Origin of the sequence: Sphingobium olei (assembly GCF_042678845.1) — a bacterium.
GTDB classification, from domain to species: Bacteria; Pseudomonadota; Alphaproteobacteria; order Sphingomonadales; family Sphingomonadaceae; genus Sphingobium; species Sphingobium olei.
This window is the reverse complement of record NZ_JBHTLS010000121.1, coordinates 15,501-34,869: the sequence shown is the minus strand read 5'-3', so window position 1 is coordinate 34,869 and position 19,369 is coordinate 15,501. Positions and strand designations below refer to the sequence as shown.

Here is a 19,369-nt window from a genome sequence, read left to right as displayed (position 1 = left end):
ATCGACTATGTGCGCGGCCATGCAGACATCCGCCAGCCCCCTGATGCCGATTCCCGGCGCTATCGATCCTGTGCCCGTGCCGCGCGCCGTGACCCCGCGCGAAGACGGGCGCACCGACCTGATGGGTCTGTCGCGCCCGCAGATGAAGGGCGCGTTCGAGGAAGCCGGGCTGGATGCGAAGGCTGCCAAGCTGCGTTCCAAGCAGGTGTTCCACTGGCTCTATCATCGCGGCGTTACCGATTTCGAGGCGATGACCGACCTTGCCAAGCCGATGCGCGGCTGGATGGCGGAACGGTTCGTCGTCGGCCGCCCGCAGGTCGTGGAGGCGCAGGTATCGAGCGACGGCACCCGCAAATGGCTGCTCCGCTCCGACGACGGGCAGGATTATGAAATGGTGTTCATCCCCGACGCGGATCGGGGCACGCTCTGCGTCTCCAGCCAGGTCGGCTGCACCCTGAATTGCAGCTTCTGCCACACCGGCACGATGCGCCTCGTCCGCAACCTGACTCCCGGCGAGATCGTGGGGCAGGTGATGCTGGCGCGCGATGCGCTGGGCGAATGGCCGCGCGGCAATATGGCGAGCGCCAATGACGATGAAAGCGACGAGGCGTCGCATTACACGTCGGACGGCCGGATGCTCACCAACATCGTCATGATGGGCATGGGCGAGCCGCTCTATAATTTCGACCATGTGCGCGACGCGCTCAAGGTCGTGATGGACGGCGACGGCCTTGCTTTGTCGAAGCGGCGCATCACCCTCTCCACCTCCGGCGTCATCCCGATGATGGCCCGCGCGGGCGAGGAGATCGGCGTCAACCTTGCGGTCTCCCTGCACGGCGTGACCAAGGAGGTGCGCGACGAGCTGGTGCCCTTGAACCGCAAGTTCGGCATCGACGAGCTGCTCGCCGCCTGCGCCGCCTATCCGGGCGCGAACAACGCCCGGCGCATCACGTTCGAATATGTGATGATCAAGGACAAGAATGACAGCGACGAGGATGCGCGCGAGCTGGTCCGCCTGCTGCGCCACTACAAGCTGCCGGCGAAGGTGAACCTCATCCCCTTCAATCCCTGGCCGGGCACGGACTATGAATGTTCGACGCCCGAGCGGATCAGGCGCTTTTCCGACATCGTGTTCGAAGGCGGCATCAGCGCCCCGGTCCGCACCCCACGCGGCCGCGACATTATGGCGGCGTGCGGGCAGCTCAAATCCGCGAGCGAAAAGAAGAGCAAGGCGGAGATGAAGCGCCTTGCCGAGGAGAAGCAGGCCGCGCTCGGCTGATCGGCCTTTCGTGCGGGCATCTTGACCTGGTCGTGAAAACCCGGCCTTAGCGAAACGAGCGCGCGAGGATTTCAAAAGGAAGCCCGTGCGCCGGAACAGGGTGACGCGCGGGGCGGCTCCCTCTTCCAGATACCGGGTTCGCGTCGATGTCCATGCTTTCGCCTACCGATGCAGAGGCGGCTTCGCCCCTGCACTTTTCCTGCACGGCCTGCGGCAGATGCTGTCACGGCCTGCGGCTGCTGCTCAGCCTGTCCGAAGCCATTGACTGGGTGGACCATGGCGGGCGCGTGGAATTGCTGTGCGACGCCGCGCCCGACCTTGCCTTTGCCGAAGCCTCCGGCGAGGCGTATCGCGCCGCGCGCGCGGTGCGGGCGACCAGTGGCGCGCTTCCCGTAACCGTCGCCGTGCTTCTGACAGCCGTGTTCGACGGTCCCTGCCCCAATCTTCAGCCTGACATGCGCTGCGGCGCTTATCATCGACGCCCCAATGCGTGCCGGATCTACCCCGCCGAAATCCGGCCGGACCGGCAGATCATGGCCGCCGAGAAGCTATGCCCGGCCGATGCCTGGGGCGGCGCGCAGCCCGTCTTTTCCGATCCGATGAACGGCATCGCCGACCCTGTGACGGCCCTCGCCATCGCGCAGGCCCGGTCTGCGGGCGTGGGCGATGTCGCGGCCAAGGTCAGGCTGCTGGCGCGGCTGGGCATCGATCAGGTTGCGCTCGCCAACGAAGGCTACGCCGTTTGGCAGCCTGAGCCTGCGCGATTGCTGGAGGCGTTGCTGGCCGCTCGGGACGAACCTACGCCCGCCGACGCGCAGCCAATCCGGGTCGAGATCGTGTCGCCGCGCGAGGCGACCCGGCGGATGATCGCGGAGGCGCAAGGGGCTGATGCCTTACCGGACCCTACGCGCGGCTACCGCTATCTGCCGCTGTTTGCTGACGAAAGCTGATACGGACCGAACCATGACCGACGAAGAGATAGAGGAACTGGCCCGCGCCTTTTGCGCCTGTACCTTGCCCAAGGAGCGCTGGACGCACGGCGCGCATTTCGCGACCGCCTTATGGCTGATTCTGCGCCGTCCAGACATCTTGCCGGAACATGACATGCCCGACATGATCCGCCGCTACAATGAAAGCGTCGGCGGCGTGAACAGCGACACGTCCGGCTATCATGAGACGATCACGCAGGCGTCGCTGCATATGGCGCGCCAGTTGCTGGCGGGGCTGGAGCGCGACGCCATGCCTTGCGCCGCCTATGCAGCGCTGATGGCGTCCGCTCTGGGCGACAAGGACTGGCTCTTCACCTATTGGTCGCGCGATCGGTTGATGTCGGCGGAAGCGCGCCGTGCTTGGGTGGAACCGGACATTCTGCCGCTTCCGGCATAGAAAAAGGGCGGCCTCGTCGGACCGCCCTTTCTTTCTTCCGATCGGGACGGATCAGAAGCGGAAGCCGACGCCGACGATCGCCGCGTCGCGACCGCCGAAATTGTCTTCATATTCGCTGCGCTGATATTCAGCCGAGATGTAAGTCTGCGGCGTCACCGCATATTCCAGGCCACCGCCATAGCGGACGCCTTCCAGCGAGGTGTGGGCCGCGCCGGACTCGATGCGCGCGCTGGTGTAGCCGACCTTGCCGAACGCCAGGATCTGCGGCGTCACGACATAGCCGGCGCGCAGCGAAGCGGCGATTTCACGGCTCGCGTGGAAACCCTGGCCATCGACGGTCGAATCGCCGAACGACACTTCCGGACCCACGGTGACGCGCGGCGTCAGCGCGAGGTCGTAACCGGCGGTCACGCCATAGGCGAAGCCGTCTTCACCCTGCGTCTTGTCCCAACCCATGGTCACGCCCGCGCGCGGCCCGGTGAAAGGCGCGGCGTCCTGAGCGAAAGCAGGAGCAGACAGAGCGGAGGCAGCAGCAATCGCTGCGAAAATCACAGTCTTCATAAAGTCCTCGATATTTATCTAGTCGCCGTTATTGAGACATTCATCCGGCGTTCAGGTTCGATGCAGAGTTTCTGCATAGATTGACTACACAAATCTCTTTTGTTCTTACTGCCCTCTTACATGGGTTCAGCAGATATGATCTGCATCAGGATCATGACCGGCCATCTAGGGTACGGACTTTGCGTTGCAAAGGGACCCGTAATCCATTTTTTTAATTTAGGTCATTGTGTTGCAAATCCGTGACAGGGCAAGCGACGCTCCTTTCCTGTTGGACGGCACCGTGGAAATGGCTAGGCTGGGGGCCATGGACAGCGTCTCCAACAGCAGCAGGACGGTCCGCCGGCATCGCCTGTCGACCCGGCTCTGGCACTGGCTGAACGCGTTGCTCCTCTACATCCTTTTCACCAGCGGCCTTGGCATCTTCAATGCCCATCCCCGCCTCTACTGGGGCCAATATGGCGCGAACTTCGATCCGGCGTGGCTGGTGCTGGATCGGTTTCCGGGCTGGATCACGTTGCCCGCCCATTACAGCCTGGCGATGTCGCGCCATTGGCATCTGGCGGCCGCGCCCCTCTTTGCCTTCGCGCTGCTCGGCTACATGGTCTGGAGCCTCGCCAACCGTCATGTGCAACGCGACCTGGCCCTCACCCGATCGGACCTGACGCCCCGCCACGTCTGGCAGGACGTGAAAGACCATGCCCGGTTGCGCTTCCCGACCGGGCAGGCCGCGCTACGCTGCGGCATGTTGCAGAAGGCGAGCTATATCGGCGTCATCTTCGTCGCGCTGCCCCTGCTGATCCTGACGGGTCTCACCATGTCTCCGGGCATGAACGCGGCGATGCCATGGCTGCTCGACCTGCTGGGCGGACGGCAGTCGGCGCGCTCCATCCATTTCATCATGGCCTTTGCCCTGCTCGCCTTCTTCCTGGTCCATATCGCGATGGTGCTGCTGTCCGGCCCCTTGAACCAGCTGCGCGGCATCCTCACTGGCCGCTACCGGCTGCCGGAGGATCGGCCATGATGATCGCGCGCCGCGCACTTCTGCTGGGCGCGACCGCAACGCTGGCGGGCTGCGATCGGCTGGCGGCGAACGCGACCTTCCGCGAGGCGCTGTTTTCCGCCGAGAATTTCCACAAATGGGCGCAGCGCAGCCTGATGGCGCGCGACGCGCTGGCGACCGAGTATCGCCCGGACCAGATTTCGCCCTTCTTCCGCGCGAACGGTACCGCCAATCCCAACACGCCCGACTACAAGGCGTGGTGGCGGGGCGGCTTTGCCGACTGGCGGCTGCGCGTCGATGGGCAGGTCGCGCGGAAGCTGTCGCTTTCACTGTCTCAGTTGCGCACACTTCCGCACCGCGAACAGATCACCCGCCATGATTGCGTCGAGGGGTGGAGCGCGATCGGCAGGTGGCGCGGCGTGCCGTTGAAGACCGTGCTGGACGCCGCCGGTCTGCGTCCGGGCGCGCGCTACATAGTCCTTCACTGCGCCGACAGGATGGGCAACGGCCAGCCCTATTATGAAAGCATCGATCTGGTCGATGCTTTTCACCCGCAGACGATCCTTGCCTTCGCGCTCAACGACCGGCCTTTGTCGGTCGCCAACGGCGCGCCCTTGCGCCTGCGGGTAGAGCGGCAATTGGGCTACAAGCAGGCCAAATATCTGACACGGATCGAAGCGGTGGAAAGCCTGTCCGCCATCGGCCGCGGCAAGGGCGGCTATTGGGAAGATCATGCCGGATATGAATGGTATGCCGGAATTTGACGCCCGCGAAATGACCTGACAGGACGACCCCATGAAGATTTTCGAGCATGTTCTGAAGCGCCTGGTTTCGCGCGGCCAATTGACGATCCACTATGCGAAAGGCGGCAGTTTCACGGTCGGGCAACCCGATCCCGCCTTCCCGGCGCTGGCCCTGCGCTTCAAGGACGGGCGCGTGCCCTTCGACATCGTGAAGGATCCGCGCCTCGGCATGGCGGAGGCATGGATCGACGGGCGAGTGACGATCGAGGGCGGGGGCATCCTGGAATTCATATCTATGATCCGCGCCAACAATCCTTGGGAGCAGGGCCGCTCGATCGACGCCAAGAGCGTCCTCAGCCGCGGCATCAAGAGCGCGCGCCAGAAATTCTGGCGCCTCAATCACAAGAGCCGGTCGAAGGCCAATGTCGCCCATCATTACGACCTGTCGGGCGCACTCTACGACCTCTTCCTCGACCGCGACAAGCAATATAGCTGCGCCTATTTTCCCGACGCGGACAATGAGGCCGGGATCAGCCTGGAACAGGCGCAGGAGGACAAGAAGGCGCATATCGCCGCCAAGCTGCACCTGAAACCGGGCATGAAGGTGCTGGACATAGGCTGCGGCTGGGGCGGCATGGCGCTCTACCTCCACCGTACCTGCGGCGTGGACGTAACGGGCATCACCTTGTCGGAGGAACAGCTCAAGGTCGCGCGCCAGCGCGCCGCCGACGCGGGGGTGGCCGACCATGTCCGGTTCGAATTGATCGACTATCGCGACATAGAAGGGCCGTTCCACCGGATCGTGTCGGTGGGCATGTTCGAACATGTCGGCACCGCGCATTACCGCACTTTCTACAATAAATGCCGCGAGTTGCTGGCGCCCGACGGCGTCATGCTGATCCACACCATCGGCCGTGTCGAAGGACCGGGCATCACCGATGCCTTTACCCAGAAATATATCTTTCCCGGCGGCTACATCCCCGCCCTTTCCGAAATGATACGCGGCAGCGAGGGCACGCGCCTGATGGTCACGGACGTCGAGGTGCTGCGTATTCATTATGGCCTTACCATCCGCGAATGGTACAAGCGGACCATGGCGCACAAGGCGGAGATCGTCGGCCTTTACGATGAGCGTTTCTTCCGCCTCTGGACCTTCTACCTCGCTGGCGCGGCGACGGTATTCGAACATGGCGGGATGGTGAATTTCCAGGTCCAATATGTCCGCGACCGCCGCGCTCTGCCGATCACGCGCGACTATATGCTGGAAGCCGAAAGCGCGCTGCGGGGCCGCTGAATATCCTTAACCGCCGCTTACGGCACCGTTCCCGGACGGTTCAGTTCGATGCGCGCATTCTCCGCTTCATGCTCCCGCCAAGGGTCGGCGGGTCGGATGAGGAGAGACGCACATGAGACTCTTTTGGAAGGGCGCGGCGGTGCTAGGCATTGCCCTTGCCGGTATCGGCTCCGCCGCTGTCCCGGCACAAGCGCAATATTATGGCGGCGGCTGGCGCGACGGCCGTGACGGGCGCTGGGACAATCGCCGGTGGGACGACCGCCGCGATTGGCGCGGCGATCGTCGGCACTGGCGGGGTGATCGGTACGGCTGGCGAGGCGATCGCCATGGTTGGCGCGGCAACCGCTACGCCTATCGCCAGCGCTGCTGGACCGAGTGGCGGTACGACTATTATCGCGACCGGGACGTCCGCGTTCGCATCTGCCGCTGATTTGCCGAACCGCAACGACCCGCCCGATTGAACCTTCGGGCGGGTTGCTGCATTGGGGGAGGCATGACCGACCCCATGCCCGTCATCCACAGCCTTCTGTCGGGCTTGCCGATCTTGCTCCTGCACCTGGGGAGCGCGACGCTGGTCTGGATTGCAGCGCTCGCGCTCTATCTCTGGATTACGCCACATGACGAGTTCGCACTGATCCGCGTCGGCAACGAGGCCGCCGCCATCTCGCTCGGCGGGGCGGCGCTCGGCCTTGCGGTGCCGCTCGCCTTCTGCCTTGCCGGATCGGTCAATGTCTGGGACATCATCATCTGGGGCAGCGTCACGCTGGTGCTGCAACTCATCGCCTTCCGCCTTGTCGACTTCCTGCTGGGCACGCTGCCCGCGCGAATCGAAGCGAACGAGCGGTCGGCCGCCATCTTCCTTGCGATGACGAAGGCGGCGATCGCCTGCCTGACCGCCGCCGCGATCGCGGGCTGACCCATGGCGCGCGGCGGATGCGGCTGCCTGCCCTTCGCCCTTGGCGGACTGTTGCTGCTCGCCTGGTTCGGACAGGGCGTGGAAACGCCGCCTTTGAGGATCGAGCAATATGACCCGCGATCCCCACGCCGGCCGATGCCGCAATGGGGCGACGAGCGATATGCCATCGAGGAGCCGGGCAGGCAGGCGGACTCGATGGGCACCGCTTTCGCCGTCGACCGGGACGGGGCGTGGCTGACGGCGGAACATGTGACCCATGGCTGCGCGCGGGTGGGGCTGGAGGAAGGCCGGTTCGCGCGGCCGGTGCAGCGGGTCATCGAAAGCCGCGAGGCGGACGCGGCCCTGGTGCCCGATGCTTTGTCCAGCCCCGAAGCCCTGCCCCTGTCACCGCGCATGCCGCAACCGGGCACCCCCGGCTATCATATGGGATTTCCGGCCGGCGAGCCGACGCTGGTGGTTTCCGAACTGATTGGCGAAGCGAATGCCCGACGCGGCAGGAGCGAAGTGACGCAGCCGGTGCTCGCCTGGGCGGAGCGCGGCCGCTTGCCCGAAAGCGACGGCACATTGTCGGGCATCAGCGGGGGTCCGGTCTTTGCCGAGGACGGGCATGTCGTGGGCCTCAACAGCGCCTCCACCGACCGGCGCGGCCGCATCCTGACCGCCGCTCCCGATGCGGTGACGCGATTGGCCGCCGCCAGCCGCAGCGTGGACGACCGGCCGATCGCCTATCCGTTCACGGGCCTGGCCGACGCGGAAAGCCGCTTCGGTGCCTGGCTCGACCGGGGGGTCATCCGCCGCATCTTCTGCGACGTGGACGAAGGCCAAGGCGGTTGACGGCGGCGGGGCGCAACCGCTAGGCGCGGCCGATATTTCCAAGGAAACATCCATGAGCGACACGCCCCCCAACCATCTGTCCACCAATCCCAAGAGCCCCCATTTCGACATGGACGTGCTCCAGCGCGGCATCGGCATCCGCTTCAAGGGGCGCGAGCGCAAGGATGTGGAGGAATATTGCATTTCCGAAGGCTGGATTCGGGTCGCCGCCGGCAAGACGCGCGACCGGCACGGCAATCCGCTGACGATCAAGCTGACCGGCGAGGTCGAGGCCTGGTTCGAGGCCCCGGCGGACGGGTCCGAACCGCCCGCCGCCGACGACAAAGCCAGCGAATCCGAATGACGAAAAGGGGCGCGAACAGCGCCCCTTTTCAGTTCAGCACCGCTTCCCGCTTCACGTCTGCGATGATGGCGCTCAAGGTCCGTTCGGCAGGCACCGCCTCTGCATAGCGGGCGATGGAGAGATCGGCTTCCAGACGCGGAGCGCTGTTGCGCCGCTTGCCCGGAGCGGGAGGGGTACGTCCGAGTGCAAGGACCGGCATCCGCCGCAGCGTGTCCGATCGCGGCCCGGCGGCAACCGCATCCCAGTCACGGCGATCCACATTGGCGAAGCGTATGCTGTCGCCCAGCGCCGGGTCCGGGGTGAAATCATGCAGCTTCGCCTTGGCGGGATAGATGAAGCCATAGGTGGGGTTGGTGCGCGCGCCCATCTGCCCGGTGGGGCTGTACCAGACGCGGACCTGGCTCCAGTCCCCCTCCGCCGATACGTCCAGCGCCAGAACATCTTCCTCGATCGCGCCCGGCGCGGACCAGTTGGCGTGGCGGATCAGCACGCGGCGGTCATCCAATATCCTGCTGACGACGGCGACATGGCCCAGCGCCATCGGACCATAGGGGCGGAAAGCAAGAACCGCACCCTTCTTCGGCTTGGTCCCCCGCTTGTAGAGGCCCTCAGCCTGGTCCCACCAGGTGAGCGCGTCGCCGCGAATCTCCACGCCCGATACGATGCGGGCATAGGGCACGCATTGCAGCATCCCCGCGCCAAGCGAAGGCGCAGCCATCATGCCGGACAGCAGAATGACTGCCGTCCGGATCGCCTTTCGAACCATATGCGATCCTGAAATCCTGAATCAGCCCACCGGGAGCGACCCTAGTCTCAGGACCGTTGTGGAAAGGTTAATGGTTTAGAAAGCAGCGCGTAGCGCGGCGGCACCCGTCGCATCGGCCGATGCGATCTGCACCGGCGCGGCATCGGCTGCCTTGGGCGCGCTGGCGTAGATGAAGCCCTTGGCGGGGTTGGACCGAAGACCAAGGCCACCGGTGGGGCCGTACCATACGCGCACGTCAGTCCAGTCATTGTTGGGCGAGACGTCGATGGCGCGGACATCACGCTCGATCCCGCCGCGATAGGACCAGTTGGCATGGGTCAGCAGCACTTCGCGACCGCTCACCACCTTGCTGACCATGGCGACATGGCCGACCGGCATCGAACGGCTGGAGGCGAAAGCGAGGACAGAGCCGACGCGCGGTTCGTGACCACGGTCATAGCGCCCTTCGGCTTGGCCCCACCAGGTGTTGGCGTTGCCATGCAAATCGATGCCGGACACCTGACGAGCGAAGGGCGCGCATTGCAATGTGCCAGCAGAGGCGGGAACGGTCGCGAGTGTCGAGAGCGCAAGAAAGAACGTCGCGAAAAACGCGCGAAAACCAGCTGACATGTGAAGTGCGACCCCGACTTATGGTAGGCTTCAACCCCGATGGCCTGCTTAGGCCAGAGCGCGGCGGCCATGAAAAGCGCGAGGCGACGAGTCGTTGGGTCGTTGCGTTATGTTGCGGAACGAAAGACGTGGCCCGCCGTTACCGTCAGCCGGGTCGCCGACGTCAGGTCATTGAAAAGACTAGATTCCGTCCCCGTCATCCAGACCTGCCCCGCGCTTTGGCGCAAACGGTCGAACAGCGCGGCGCGCCGCGACGGGTCGAGATGCGCGGCCACTTCATCCAGCAACAGCACCGGCGGCTGCCCCCGATCGGCGGTAACCAGCGCCGCGTGCGCCAGCAGGATCGACAGCAGCAGCGCCTTCTGTTCCCCGGTCGAGCACAGGGCGGCCGCCTGATTCTTGGCGACGTGCGTGACCGCAAGATCATGGCGGTGCGGCCCTGCCAATGTCCGTCCCGCCGCCGCGTCGCGCCGCCGTCCGCGCGCCAGCCGCATGGCGAGCGGCTCGCCGTCCTCCTCATCCCCTTCGATGGTCACATATGGACGGGCGAACGGCTCTTCAGGCTGCGCCAGCAGCACCTGATCGAGGCGCGAGACAAGGTCCAGACGCGCCTGGGCCAGCGCTGCACCATGCTCGCCCATCTGGGTCTCGAGCGCCGTCAGCCACGCCGGATCGGCGCTGCGCAAGTCCGTCAGCAGCCGGTTGCGCGCCCGCATTGCCGCGTCGTAGCGCGCGCTGTGCGCCGCATGTCCGGGATGCAGCGCCAGCGTCAGCCGATCCAGGAAACGCCGCCGCCCACCGGGACTGTCGAGGAACAGCCGGTCCATCGCCGGGGTCAGCCAGACGATCGAGAGATGATCGGCGAGCGCGTTGGCGGAGGCGGCCACGCCCCCGATCCGCACCTGCCGCCGCTCCGGCGCGGACGCCGTCACTCCAGTGCCCAGCACCACGCCGTCCACCTCCGCGGCGATGCCGAACCCGCCCGGCCCGTCCTGGCGCGCCATGGCCGACAGCGCAGCGCCACGCAGGCCGCGGCCCGGCGCCAGCATCGACACAGCTTCCAATATGTTGGTCTTGCCCGCCCCATTGTCGCCGGTCAGCAGGACGAAGGCGTGGTCCGGCACGATCAGCGCGTCCGCATGGTTGCGGAAATCGCTTAGGGTGAGCCGACCGATCATCGCGCGGCTGTAGCGGGGCGAGCCGGTCGAAGAAAGACCGGCCGTGCGTTCAGCACCGTTTCCGGGTCGTGGCGATCCCGTCGTTGACGATCGTCAGCCTGCCGCCGTCAGCCGAGGGCCGCAGGTCCAGCGTACGCGTCCAGCTTTGCCCTTCGCCGGTGAAGGCCGCCGTTACCCGCACGCCGCCTTCCTCGCCCTGCGTGACCGATTGCACCGCCCCGACGCTTTCGTGGAAAACAAAGTTTTCCGGTTCGATCGTGAGTTCCAGATCGGCTGCGCGGTCACCGCAGCGATCATCGACCCCCGTCCAACGCCCTTGCAACGATGCGGGGATCAATCCGGTAGGCGCGTATGGAGGCGGCGGCGCATCGACGGCGGGAGGCGCTTCGGCGGTCTGGATCGCGTTGGATGTCGGTTCCGCGTCCATCCTGTCGGGCAAAGCCCTGTCCACGATGTTGGTCGCCACGCCCGGCTGTCGTCCGCCTCCTTCCTCGCTGCCGCAGGCGGCAAGCAGGATCAGCGAAGAAAGGCAGATCGTGACGCGCATGAAACAGAAACCGGTTGCGTACGGTCCGGTTCCCATGAATGGCGCTCCAAAATTTTGCTTATCTCTCATCGGACACCCTTTTATCCAGCTTGCATGGGCGCGCCATCGGGATCATCAATCGTCCCCTGATGGCGCGTACTTGCGCGCCTGTGACCGAACCGTCCGAAGGAGTGCCTGCCGATGAAGCGCCTGACCCTGTCCCTCACCGCCGCAGCAGCCATGCTGAGTTCCAGCGGTGCGATGGCTGCGCTCGCCGTGGGCGCCAAAGCCCCGGACTTCACTACGCGCGGCGCACAGGCGGGAAAGACCTTCACGCTCACGCTCTCGCATCAGTTGAAGCGCGGCCCGGTCGTCCTCTATTTCTTCCCCAAGGCGTTCACGCCCGGCTGTTCGGCCGAAGCGCGGGAGTTCGCCGAGAATATCGACAAGTTCAAGGCGGCGGGCGCGACGGTCATCGGCATGTCGGGCGACCCGGTGGATGATCTGGTCGCCTTCTCCACCAAGGAGTGCGCGGGCAAGTTCGCCGTGGCGTCCGCCGGCCCCAACATCGTGTCGGGCTATGACGTCGCACTCAAGATGCGGCCGGGCATGACGGACCGCACCTCCTACGTCATCGCGCCTTCCGGCCGGATCGCCTTCGTCCACAGCGAAATGAACTATGCCGGCCATGTGAAAAGCACGCTCGCAGCGGTCGAGGCGATGAAGAACAAATAGGTCGCGTCGCCCGGTCCGACATGCGCGGACCGGGCAGGCGAAAAGCCTATCCTTTCACATATTTGCCGAACCAGGCCAGCGTCTGCGACCAGGCCTGGGCAGCGGCGGCTTCATTATAGCTCGGCCGGTAATCCGCCATGAAGCCATGGTCGGCTCCTTCATGCACGGTAATGGCGTCGGGCGGAGACTTGCCCGCTTGGGCCAGCGCCGCGCGCATCGCTTCCACATCCTTCAAGGGGATGCCCTTGTCCAGCGACCCATATTGGCCGAGCACCGGGGCCTTGAGCTTGCCCACTTCCTCGATCACGCTCGACGGCTGGAGCGGCGTCTTGTCACTGACGAGCCGGCCGTAGAAAGCAACACCGGCCTTCAGCGCGGCACTATGTGCGGCATAGAGCCATACGACGCGTCCGCCCCAGCAAAAGCCGGTGATGCCCCGCCGCTTGCCGTTGCCGCCATGGCTGCCTGCCCAGGCATAGGTCGTGTCGATGTCGGCCATGACCTGCGCGTCCGACGCCTTGGACACGATGGTACCGACCAACTGCTTGAAATCGGCGATCTTGGTCGCATCGCCATGGCGGGCGAACAGGTCCGGCGCGATGGCATAGTAGCCGGCCTTGGCGAAGCGCCGGCACATGTCGCGGATCCATTCATGCACGCCGAAAATCTCATGGACGACGACGATGACGGGCGCGGGCTTGCCGCCGGCCGGGCGGGCGACGAACGCCGGCATGGCAAAGCCGTCACTGGCGCGAATCGATACGCTTTCCTGGGTGAGGCCGTCTCCCGGCGTTTCCACCGCGCTGCTGGCGATCGGCCGGCAGGCAGCGGCGAAGCCCGCCGCAAAAGCGCCGCCGGTCAGCACATGCCGGCGTTGCAGCCCGATGCTGCCGATCCAGTTGATGTCCTCCGCCAGCCGGTCCGCCGCCGGATGCTCCTTCCCGTCACGATCCATTGTCATGCTCTCCTGTTCCTCTCCCGCCGCGCGGGCAGACTAGCCGCCGTCCTTGGGCGCGCAAGCCAGGAAGTCACCGCCGTCGATAGGCTCCAGATTCCCGACCGGTAGCGCGTAGACATAGGTCCACGCCTCGGCCCCGCCGTGCGGACCATCGACCGTCAGCCGCTGTCGCCGATATTCGTGCGGCGCGGGGAAATGCGGCGCGCATTCCTCATACTCGTCGAGCCAGGCGAGCGTCACATGCGGGCGGGCTAGCCGGAACAGATCGCCGCATACCCTGCCTTCGCTGCCTGGCACGAAGCCGGGATAGTCGGCAACGCGATAGAGGTGCCCGGAGGCGCTTGCCGCACCGACATAGGCCGCCTCCGCCGCTAGCCGAAGCGCCCTCGAATGCGGGCACCCCTTGCGCAACGTGCCGTAGACGAAGAGCAAATCGTCAGTCATCTGCGCAACTTTCACCAACAGGCCGGGAAATTTCCCAACTTGAGGGGATCATGATCGCACACTGGCGCAGCGTGATGCTGTTGATCGACGCATTTCCGCCAAAAATCGAAACTGGCACGCCCTCTGCAATATCGTTTGGCATGAAGGCCGGGTGATCCGGCCAGAGATCAGGGAGTATCCAGTCATGTCCGTCGTCAAGATCCACAACGTCGCCTTCGCCCTGCTGGGTGCCGTCATCTTCGCAGGCCTGTTCGTCGGCGCCGCCGTGCCCGTCGTCCCTGTCGCCTGATCGCCCCATCCTCTTCCGCCATCCCGAAGCAGAAAGCCCGAACCATGAACAACATTTTCACCCTCGACCGTCGCAATGGCAAGATCATGGGCGTGTGCGCCGGCATCGCCAACCGCACCGGCCTGGATGTCACGCTGGTTCGCGTGGCGCTCGTCCTCCTGACGCTGTGTGCGCTAGGGCCGATCGGTGTCGTCGCCTATCTGCTCGCAGGCTGGCTGGCGGAAGGATGAAAACCGAAGACAAAAGGTAAATGATAAGTAAAAAGGCCGCCCTGGTTATCCCAGGAGCGGCCTTTTTGCATCCCGTCCAATCGAGATGAAGATCGCGATCGCTCGCGATCAGGCATACAGCACCGAATAGAAGGTCAGCATCTGTACGCCGACGGCGATGGCAAGCACCGCACCCTGAAAAGCCTGACGCATATTTTGCTCCGTCATTACAAGAATAGCCGCCTATCTTCAGGCGGTGAGCGCCCCTACGCCCGTCATACTCTTGTAACAATCGCAAAGGATGACTTTCCAATTGCATCAAATGCAACAGGTGTCACTCTAAAGCCACGATCATCGCCTGCGCGGCAGCGGGATTGCGTTCTTTCGCCCCGCTGATGAAGAAGGCAAAGACGTCGCCACGCGCAGCCTGTTCGCTGGCTTGGTTCGCCCACCGCGCGATGTCGGTCGCGGAGTAACCCGTCGGCTCATCAGCTTGGGCGCGCATCAGCCGCATGTAGGAAAAGCCGACATCCTCCCCGCGGATCGCCGGATAGTCGGGATGATCGGCCAGCACCACCGCCGCGCCCGCCTGCCGCGCAAGATAGAGGAAGCGGGGATCGTCGAAACTCTCGTGCCTGACCTCCAGCGCATGGCGCAGCGGCACGCCATCCGCGCTGTCGGGCAGCAGCTTCAGGAACGCGCCGAAATCCTCCGGGTCGAATTTCTTGGTGGGCATGAACTGCCACAGGATCGGCCCCAGTCGGTCGCCCAGCTCGGCAATGCCCTGCCCTACGAATTTTGCGACGGACTCGCCTGCATCCGCCAGCAGCTTGCGATTGGTGCAGAAGCGCGACGCCTTCACCGCGAACTGAAATCCGTCGGGCACGGCCTTGGCCCAGCCGGCGAAGGTCGCAGGCTTCTGGCTGCTATAATAGGTCGCGTTGATCTCGGTCGCGGTCAGATGCGCGCCCACATAGGCAAGCTCGTCCTTCTGCCTCAGTCCTGCGGGGTAGAAACTGCCCCGCCAAGGCTCATAGACCCAGCCGCCAATCCCTATCCTGATGCGTCCCGTCATGCGCGATCTCCTCAGCGGCGACAATGATCGTCCCGATCGATCAGAGCCAGTGGAAAGACGCGTTGGCCATTGTTGCGAATGACTATTAACTGCAACACGGAAGGAGACGCCCCATGCCGCTGGACCTCATCAAGACCGGAACCTACCTGACCATCCACCTGACGGTCGGATTCACCGTGGCCTATGTCATGACCGGGTCGCTGGCGCTGGCGGGCGGCATCGCCCTTGTCGAACCGATGATCAACGCCGTCGCCTTCTTCTTCCACGAACAGGCCTGGAAGAAGATACAGGCGCGGCCGCCCCGGGGAAGCGGGCGCGGCTGGGCGCGGACTCAGGCGACGTTCGCATGAGGCTGTCTACTTCGCTGTCTCCCTATTGAGGCCGATAAGCCAAGGCTTGACCCCTCGGCTGGGCCTGGGCGTGCCGTCCAATCGCCGCGCGCGCAGGATCTTAACTGGCTTCACGATCATCTGCCCGCGCATCGGCCCCGATCCGCAGCAGGTCGGCACGGCGAGGATTTTCTTCACGACATCCATGCCCGCGACCACATGGCCGAAGGCGGCATAGCCGATATAGTCCCCGCGCGCGTCCATGTTGGGTGTCGGGCCGATGGTGATGAAGAAATTGCCCATGGCCGAATTTGGGCGGTTGGGCCGCGCCATCGACAGGGTGGCGTCCAGATGGCGGATGCCGGTCCGCGTGGTGGATTCGTGCGGGATCGGCGGCAGGGACCGGCGCGCGTCGGTATCGATCCCGCCCTGGATCAGGCCGTAGTGGGGATCGCTCTTCCGCCGCGCCGCGCGATAGAAGGTGACGCCGTCGAACCGGCCATCGTCGACATAGGTCAGGAAATTGGCGGACGTCAGCGGCGCGTGCTTCTGGTCGACCGCCACGATGATCCTGCCGACCGACGTGTCGATCGCCACACGAACGAACCCCGGCGTCGGTCGATTGGCCGGCCCGGCGGCAGCGGCAAATACAGATGAAAACAGGCACAGGAGCGCCAGCAGCAGACGAAACGGAAGGGACATCGGCCAAAAGCCCTAACGCTTTTTCACCGCAAGGCAAATCGGCGGCGGGTGACAAAGGGGTATGCTGCTTGCAGTGCCCAGACTGATCGACCTGCCCGCCAGGATAGGCTAGCAAAGGGTCATGCAATGCGCGCGCAGGATCCTGATCGTGGGAGGGGGAACGGCCGGATGGCTGACCGCCGCCTATCTCGCGCGCTTCTTCGAAGGCACCGGGCAGGTCGATATCACGCTGCTCGAATCGCCGGACCTGGGCATCATCGGCGTTGGCGAAGGGACGTTTCCCACGATCCGGGGAACGCTCGATTTTCTGGGTATCGAGGAACGGGATTTCATCCGCGCAAGCTCCGCCACATTCAAGCAGGGAATAAGGTTCGACGACTGGCTGCACGCACCTCGCCCGGACGGCAGCCGCCACCAATATCTCCACCCTTTCGATGCGCCCTTTCAGGCCGATGAGGCCAATGTGCTACCCGGCTGGCTGCAGCAGGATGCCCGGTCCCGGCCGGCCTTCGCACAGGCGGCGACCATCCAGCATGGCGTGGCAATTGCGGGACGCGCGCCCAAGACACGCAGCGAGAGCGGCTATTCCGGGCCGCTCGACTATGCCTATCATTTCGACGCGGGAAAATTCGCGGCCCTGTTGCGTCGCCGGGCCGTGGACCTCGGCGTCCACCATGTCGAAGGAATGCTTACGGGCGTCGAACCAGATGGCGCAGGTGGCATCGCGCGGATCGTCACCCGCGACCACGGCAAGTTGGAAGCCGACCTCTACATCGACTGCACCGGATTTCGCGCCGCCCTGATCGGCGAAGCGCTGCAGGCCGATTTCACCTCCGTGCGGCACATCCTGTTCACCGATCGCGCGCTCGCCTGCAAGATTCCCTGTGCCGATCCCGATGCGCCGATCGAGAGCGTCACCATCGCCGCCGCCCATGCGGCCGGCTGGACCTGGGACATCGGGCTGGAAAGCGCGCGGGGCATCGGCTCCGTCTATTCATCCGCCCATATGAGCGATGAGGAGGCGGCGCGGACGCTCAGGGATTATATCGGGCATGATGCCTATGCCGCGCGTATCATTCCCTTCGAGCCTGGTTATCGCGCGCGGCAATGGATCGGCAATTGCGTGGCGGTGGGGCTGTCGGGTGGCTTTCTGGAGCCGCTGGAATCCACCGGCATCCTGATGATAGAGGCGGCCGTCGCCATGATCGCGGAACTGCTGCCGATGACAGGATCGGTAGATGCGCCTGCCGCCCGCTTCAACCGGTTGATCGCCGGCCGCTACGAGCGGATCGTCGATTTCCTGAAGCTCCATTATTGCCTCAGCCGGCGAGAGGAGCCTTTCTGGCGCGACAATGCCGATCCCGCATCCATCCCCGACAGCCTGAAGGAGATGCTGAAGCAATGGCGCCACCGGCCGCCGAGCCGCTTCGACTTCCTGCTGGATCTCGAGAGCTTCGCCTACTTCAACTATCAGTATATTCTCTACGGCATGGGCTTCGAAACGGAGGCCGCGCCTGGAGCAAGCGGCCTGTCGGACATCGGGGCGCAGCGGCTGTTCGCGCAAATCCGCCATTATGGGGAGCAGGCGATGCAAGACCTGCCGCCCCATCGCACCCTGATCCGCCAGATCAACGCCTGAGCGTCAGGCCGCTGCGAGCCGCTGTCCGCCTTCCGCGTCCAGCACACCGTCGCGACGCGCCTTGCGGCCATAGACCGCCTCGAACAGTGGCGTCGCCATCACTGTCGTCACGATCGCCATCAGCACCAGCATCGAAAAGAGCGTCGGGCCGATAATGCCTTTTTGCAGGCCGATATTGATGATGATGAGCTCCATCAGCCCGCGCGAATTCATGAGGGCCCCGATGCCGAGCGCGGTGCGGTTATCCTCCCCGGTCAGCCGCGCCGCCGCATAGCAGGCACCGAATTTCGCCAAGATCGAAACGAACAGCACGACCAGTGCGATCAGCAGCAGGCTGACCGAATTGACCATGTCCATCCGGGTATTGAGGCCGGAATAGGTGAAGAACATGGGCAGCAGCAGGACGACCGCGATAGGCTCCACCTTCTGCTTCAGTTCCTCCACGAACTTGCCACGGGGCATGCATGCTCCCATCAGGAAGCCTCCGAATATGGCATGAATGCCGATCGCGTCCATCAGGAAGGCGGACAAGCAGAAGAGCATCATGGTGATGGCAAGCACCTGCATGCTCATTTCGCCCCGCCGTTCGACCGCCTCTCCTAGCGGCGCAAGCAGCCGCCGGCCGAACAGCAGCATGAAGGCCCCGTAGAGGATCGCGCCGCCGATCGCGATGATGGCGACCCCCGCCCCTGCCCCGAACGTCGCCAGCACGATCGCCAGCACGCACCAGGACGTCGCGTCGTCGAATGCGCCTGCCGTCAGCGCCAGCGTACCGAGCGACGAGTTGGCCAGGCCATTTTCGTTGATGATGCGCGCCAGCATGGGGAAGGCGGTCAGCGCGATGCAAGCGCCAAGGAACAATGTGGCGTTGGCTTGGCTGATGCCGGGGGTGAACAGGCCCGTTACGCCCATCAGGACCGGCGCCAGCGGGACCGCTAGCAGAAACGGGACCAGGATGCCTGCCGCCGACACCGCAGCCGCGCTTTTCGCCTTCGACTGGAAATGATCCAGCCGCAGGGTGAGCCCTACCATGAACATGTAGAGACCCACGCCCAGTTGCGCACCGACATAAAGGACGTTGCGCGTGTCTTTCGGGAAGATCGCGTCCTGAAGGCCGGGAAAGAACAGGCCCAGCAGGGAGGGGCCGAGCAGCACGCCTGCGATCATCTCGCCCACCACTTGCGGCTGTTTCAGGAAGCGGCGGGCTAGCCAGCCGACGACGCGACAGGTCAGGATGATGACGGCCAGTTGGAGGAAGAAATGAATGCTGAAATCGAACGGCGCATAACTTTTTGCGCTGTTCACGGCTGGGCCGTGCGGATTGAGCACGTCCGTCAGCGCCAGCCACGCCTGTTGCACCAAGTTCATCCCATCCCCCTGTCCATGTGCTTCTCGTGCCGGGCAGCGGCATCTTTCGGATGGCAGAGGAGCGCAGCAGCGGCGGGCGAGGCAACCTTTAAATCGGCCCGGCCGCGCGATTTCTTCCCTGCCGGGCTCTTCTGTTGCACCCACTCCACAATGTAGTATTGTAGGTACAAGTTAGCGCAATCATTG

The 19,369-nt window shown here is 64.6% G+C and carries 25 protein-coding genes; 14 read left to right on the top strand and 11 right to left on the bottom strand.

The window, feature by feature from the left end; genetic code table 11:
- Window positions 1–7 precede the first annotated feature (7 nt).
- From rlmN to ACFQ24_RS10065, 3 genes are all read left to right on the top strand, one after another.
- Window positions 8–1,279, top strand: coding sequence for a 23S rRNA (adenine(2503)-C(2))-methyltransferase RlmN (rlmN, locus tag ACFQ24_RS10075; RefSeq protein WP_380910861.1), 1,272 nt, complete (start codon window positions 8–10; stop codon window positions 1,277–1,279).
- A gap of 146 nt (window positions 1,280–1,425) precedes the next feature.
- Window positions 1,426–2,229, top strand: coding sequence for a YkgJ family cysteine cluster protein (locus tag ACFQ24_RS10070; RefSeq protein ID WP_380910859.1), 804 nt, complete (start codon window positions 1,426–1,428; stop codon window positions 2,227–2,229).
- A gap of 13 nt (window positions 2,230–2,242) precedes the next feature.
- On the top strand, window positions 2,243–2,665 hold the full coding sequence (locus tag ACFQ24_RS10065; protein ID WP_380910857.1) for a hypothetical protein: 423 nt from the start codon (window positions 2,243–2,245) through the stop codon (window positions 2,663–2,665).
- Window positions 2,666–2,716: 51 nt separating this feature from the next.
- On the opposite strand, the gene ACFQ24_RS10060 is transcribed toward ACFQ24_RS10065, so the two are convergent.
- Window positions 2,717–3,226, bottom strand: a complete 510-nt coding sequence (locus tag ACFQ24_RS10060) for a porin family protein (protein ID WP_380910855.1) — start codon at window positions 3,224–3,226, stop codon at window positions 2,717–2,719.
- Window positions 3,227–3,530: 304 nt separating this feature from the next.
- On the opposite strand from ACFQ24_RS10060, the gene ACFQ24_RS10055 reads away from it, so the two are divergent.
- The 7 genes from ACFQ24_RS10055 (at window position 3,531) to ACFQ24_RS10025 (ending at window position 8,356) form a co-directional block, all read left to right on the top strand.
- Window positions 3,531–4,247, top strand: a complete 717-nt coding sequence (locus tag ACFQ24_RS10055; protein ID WP_380910853.1) for a cytochrome b/b6 domain-containing protein — start codon at window positions 3,531–3,533, stop codon at window positions 4,245–4,247.
- The gene (locus ACFQ24_RS10050; protein ID WP_380910851.1) at window positions 4,244–4,990 is read left to right on the top strand and encodes a molybdopterin-dependent oxidoreductase; all 747 of its coding nucleotides are present in this window, start codon (window positions 4,244–4,246) and stop codon (window positions 4,988–4,990) included. Before ACFQ24_RS10055 ends, ACFQ24_RS10050 begins: the two co-directional genes overlap by 4 nt.
- Before the next feature lie 31 nt (window positions 4,991–5,021).
- Window positions 5,022–6,263 carry a class I SAM-dependent methyltransferase gene (locus tag ACFQ24_RS10045; RefSeq protein WP_380910849.1) on the top strand — a complete coding sequence of 414 codons (1,242 nt, stop codon included), beginning with the start codon at window positions 5,022–5,024 and terminating at the stop codon, window positions 6,261–6,263.
- A gap of 112 nt (window positions 6,264–6,375) precedes the next feature.
- Entirely contained in the window at window positions 6,376–6,693 is a 318-nt protein-coding gene (locus ACFQ24_RS10040; RefSeq protein ID WP_380910847.1) for a hypothetical protein, read from the top strand.
- 63 nt (window positions 6,694–6,756) lie between these two features.
- Complete coding sequence (locus tag ACFQ24_RS10035) at window positions 6,757–7,179, top strand: DUF350 domain-containing protein (protein WP_380910845.1); 423 nt, start codon at window positions 6,757–6,759, stop codon at window positions 7,177–7,179.
- A gap of 3 nt (window positions 7,180–7,182) precedes the next feature.
- Entirely contained in the window at window positions 7,183–8,013 is an 831-nt protein-coding gene (locus ACFQ24_RS10030; protein WP_380910843.1) for a S1 family peptidase, read from the top strand.
- A 52-nt stretch (window positions 8,014–8,065) separates the two neighbouring features.
- Window positions 8,066–8,356, top strand: coding sequence for a DUF3297 family protein (locus tag ACFQ24_RS10025; RefSeq protein WP_380910841.1), 291 nt, complete (start codon window positions 8,066–8,068; stop codon window positions 8,354–8,356).
- Between the two features lie 28 nt (window positions 8,357–8,384).
- Here the strand turns inward: ACFQ24_RS10025 and ACFQ24_RS10020 are convergent, their stop codons facing one another.
- From ACFQ24_RS10020 to ACFQ24_RS10005, 4 genes are all read right to left on the bottom strand, one after another.
- Window positions 8,385–9,122, bottom strand: coding sequence for a CHAP domain-containing protein (locus tag ACFQ24_RS10020; protein ID WP_380910839.1), 738 nt, complete (start codon window positions 9,120–9,122; stop codon window positions 8,385–8,387).
- Window positions 9,123–9,197: 75 nt separating this feature from the next.
- On the bottom strand, window positions 9,198–9,731 hold the full coding sequence (locus ACFQ24_RS10015; protein WP_380910837.1) for a CHAP domain-containing protein: 534 nt from the start codon (window positions 9,729–9,731) through the stop codon (window positions 9,198–9,200).
- A gap of 107 nt (window positions 9,732–9,838) precedes the next feature.
- A complete protein-coding gene (gene recF / locus ACFQ24_RS10010; protein WP_380910835.1) occupies window positions 9,839–10,909 on the bottom strand; it encodes a DNA replication/repair protein RecF in 1,071 nt (356 codons plus the stop codon).
- A gap of 49 nt (window positions 10,910–10,958) precedes the next feature.
- Entirely contained in the window at window positions 10,959–11,492 is a 534-nt protein-coding gene (locus tag ACFQ24_RS10005) for a hypothetical protein (RefSeq protein ID WP_380910833.1), read from the bottom strand.
- Window positions 11,493–11,636: 144 nt separating this feature from the next.
- Here ACFQ24_RS10005 and ACFQ24_RS10000 point away from each other — a divergent pair, with 144 nt between their 5' ends.
- Window positions 11,637–12,170: a peroxiredoxin gene (locus ACFQ24_RS10000; RefSeq protein WP_380910831.1), complete on the top strand. Its 534-nt coding sequence runs from the start codon at window positions 11,637–11,639 to the stop codon at window positions 12,168–12,170.
- A 46-nt stretch (window positions 12,171–12,216) separates the two neighbouring features.
- On the opposite strand, the gene ACFQ24_RS09995 is transcribed toward ACFQ24_RS10000, so the two are convergent.
- The 3 genes from ACFQ24_RS09995 to ACFQ24_RS09985 are packed head-to-tail and all read right to left on the bottom strand — an operon-like array spanning window position 12,217 to window position 13,870.
- A complete protein-coding gene (locus tag ACFQ24_RS09995) occupies window positions 12,217–13,131 on the bottom strand; it encodes a dienelactone hydrolase family protein (protein ID WP_380910830.1) in 915 nt (304 codons plus the stop codon).
- Between the two features lie 33 nt (window positions 13,132–13,164).
- Window positions 13,165–13,572 carry a gamma-glutamylcyclotransferase family protein gene (locus ACFQ24_RS09990; RefSeq protein ID WP_380910828.1) on the bottom strand — a complete coding sequence of 136 codons (408 nt, stop codon included), beginning with the start codon at window positions 13,570–13,572 and terminating at the stop codon, window positions 13,165–13,167.
- Window positions 13,565–13,870, bottom strand: a complete 306-nt coding sequence (locus ACFQ24_RS09985) for a hypothetical protein (RefSeq protein WP_380910825.1) — start codon at window positions 13,868–13,870, stop codon at window positions 13,565–13,567. The genes ACFQ24_RS09990 and ACFQ24_RS09985 overlap by 8 nt, the downstream gene beginning before the upstream one ends.
- 35 nt (window positions 13,871–13,905) lie before the next feature.
- Here ACFQ24_RS09985 and ACFQ24_RS09980 point away from each other — a divergent pair, with 35 nt between their 5' ends.
- Complete coding sequence (locus ACFQ24_RS09980) at window positions 13,906–14,091, top strand: PspC domain-containing protein (RefSeq protein WP_380910823.1); 186 nt, start codon at window positions 13,906–13,908, stop codon at window positions 14,089–14,091.
- Between the two features lie 313 nt (window positions 14,092–14,404).
- On the opposite strand, the gene ACFQ24_RS09975 is transcribed toward ACFQ24_RS09980, so the two are convergent.
- Window positions 14,405–15,145 carry a DUF72 domain-containing protein gene (locus ACFQ24_RS09975; protein ID WP_380910821.1) on the bottom strand — a complete coding sequence of 247 codons (741 nt, stop codon included), beginning with the start codon at window positions 15,143–15,145 and terminating at the stop codon, window positions 14,405–14,407.
- 113 nt (window positions 15,146–15,258) lie between these two features.
- Between ACFQ24_RS09975 and ACFQ24_RS09970 the strand changes: the two genes are divergently transcribed.
- Window positions 15,259–15,495: a DUF2061 domain-containing protein gene (locus ACFQ24_RS09970; RefSeq protein WP_380910819.1), complete on the top strand. Its 237-nt coding sequence runs from the start codon at window positions 15,259–15,261 to the stop codon at window positions 15,493–15,495.
- 6 nt (window positions 15,496–15,501) lie between these two features.
- Here the strand turns inward: ACFQ24_RS09970 and ACFQ24_RS09965 are convergent, their stop codons facing one another.
- A complete protein-coding gene (locus tag ACFQ24_RS09965) occupies window positions 15,502–16,176 on the bottom strand; it encodes a peptidylprolyl isomerase (RefSeq protein ID WP_380910817.1) in 675 nt (224 codons plus the stop codon).
- Window positions 16,177–16,324: 148 nt separating this feature from the next.
- On the opposite strand from ACFQ24_RS09965, the gene ACFQ24_RS09960 reads away from it, so the two are divergent.
- Entirely contained in the window at window positions 16,325–17,815 is a 1,491-nt protein-coding gene (locus ACFQ24_RS09960; RefSeq protein WP_380910815.1) for a tryptophan halogenase family protein, read from the top strand.
- 3 nt (window positions 17,816–17,818) lie between these two features.
- Here ACFQ24_RS09960 and ACFQ24_RS09955 read toward each other — a convergent pair whose 3' ends face one another.
- Window positions 17,819–19,183, bottom strand: a complete 1,365-nt coding sequence (locus ACFQ24_RS09955; protein WP_380910813.1) for a cation:proton antiporter — start codon at window positions 19,181–19,183, stop codon at window positions 17,819–17,821.
- Window positions 19,184–19,369 lie beyond the last annotated feature (186 nt).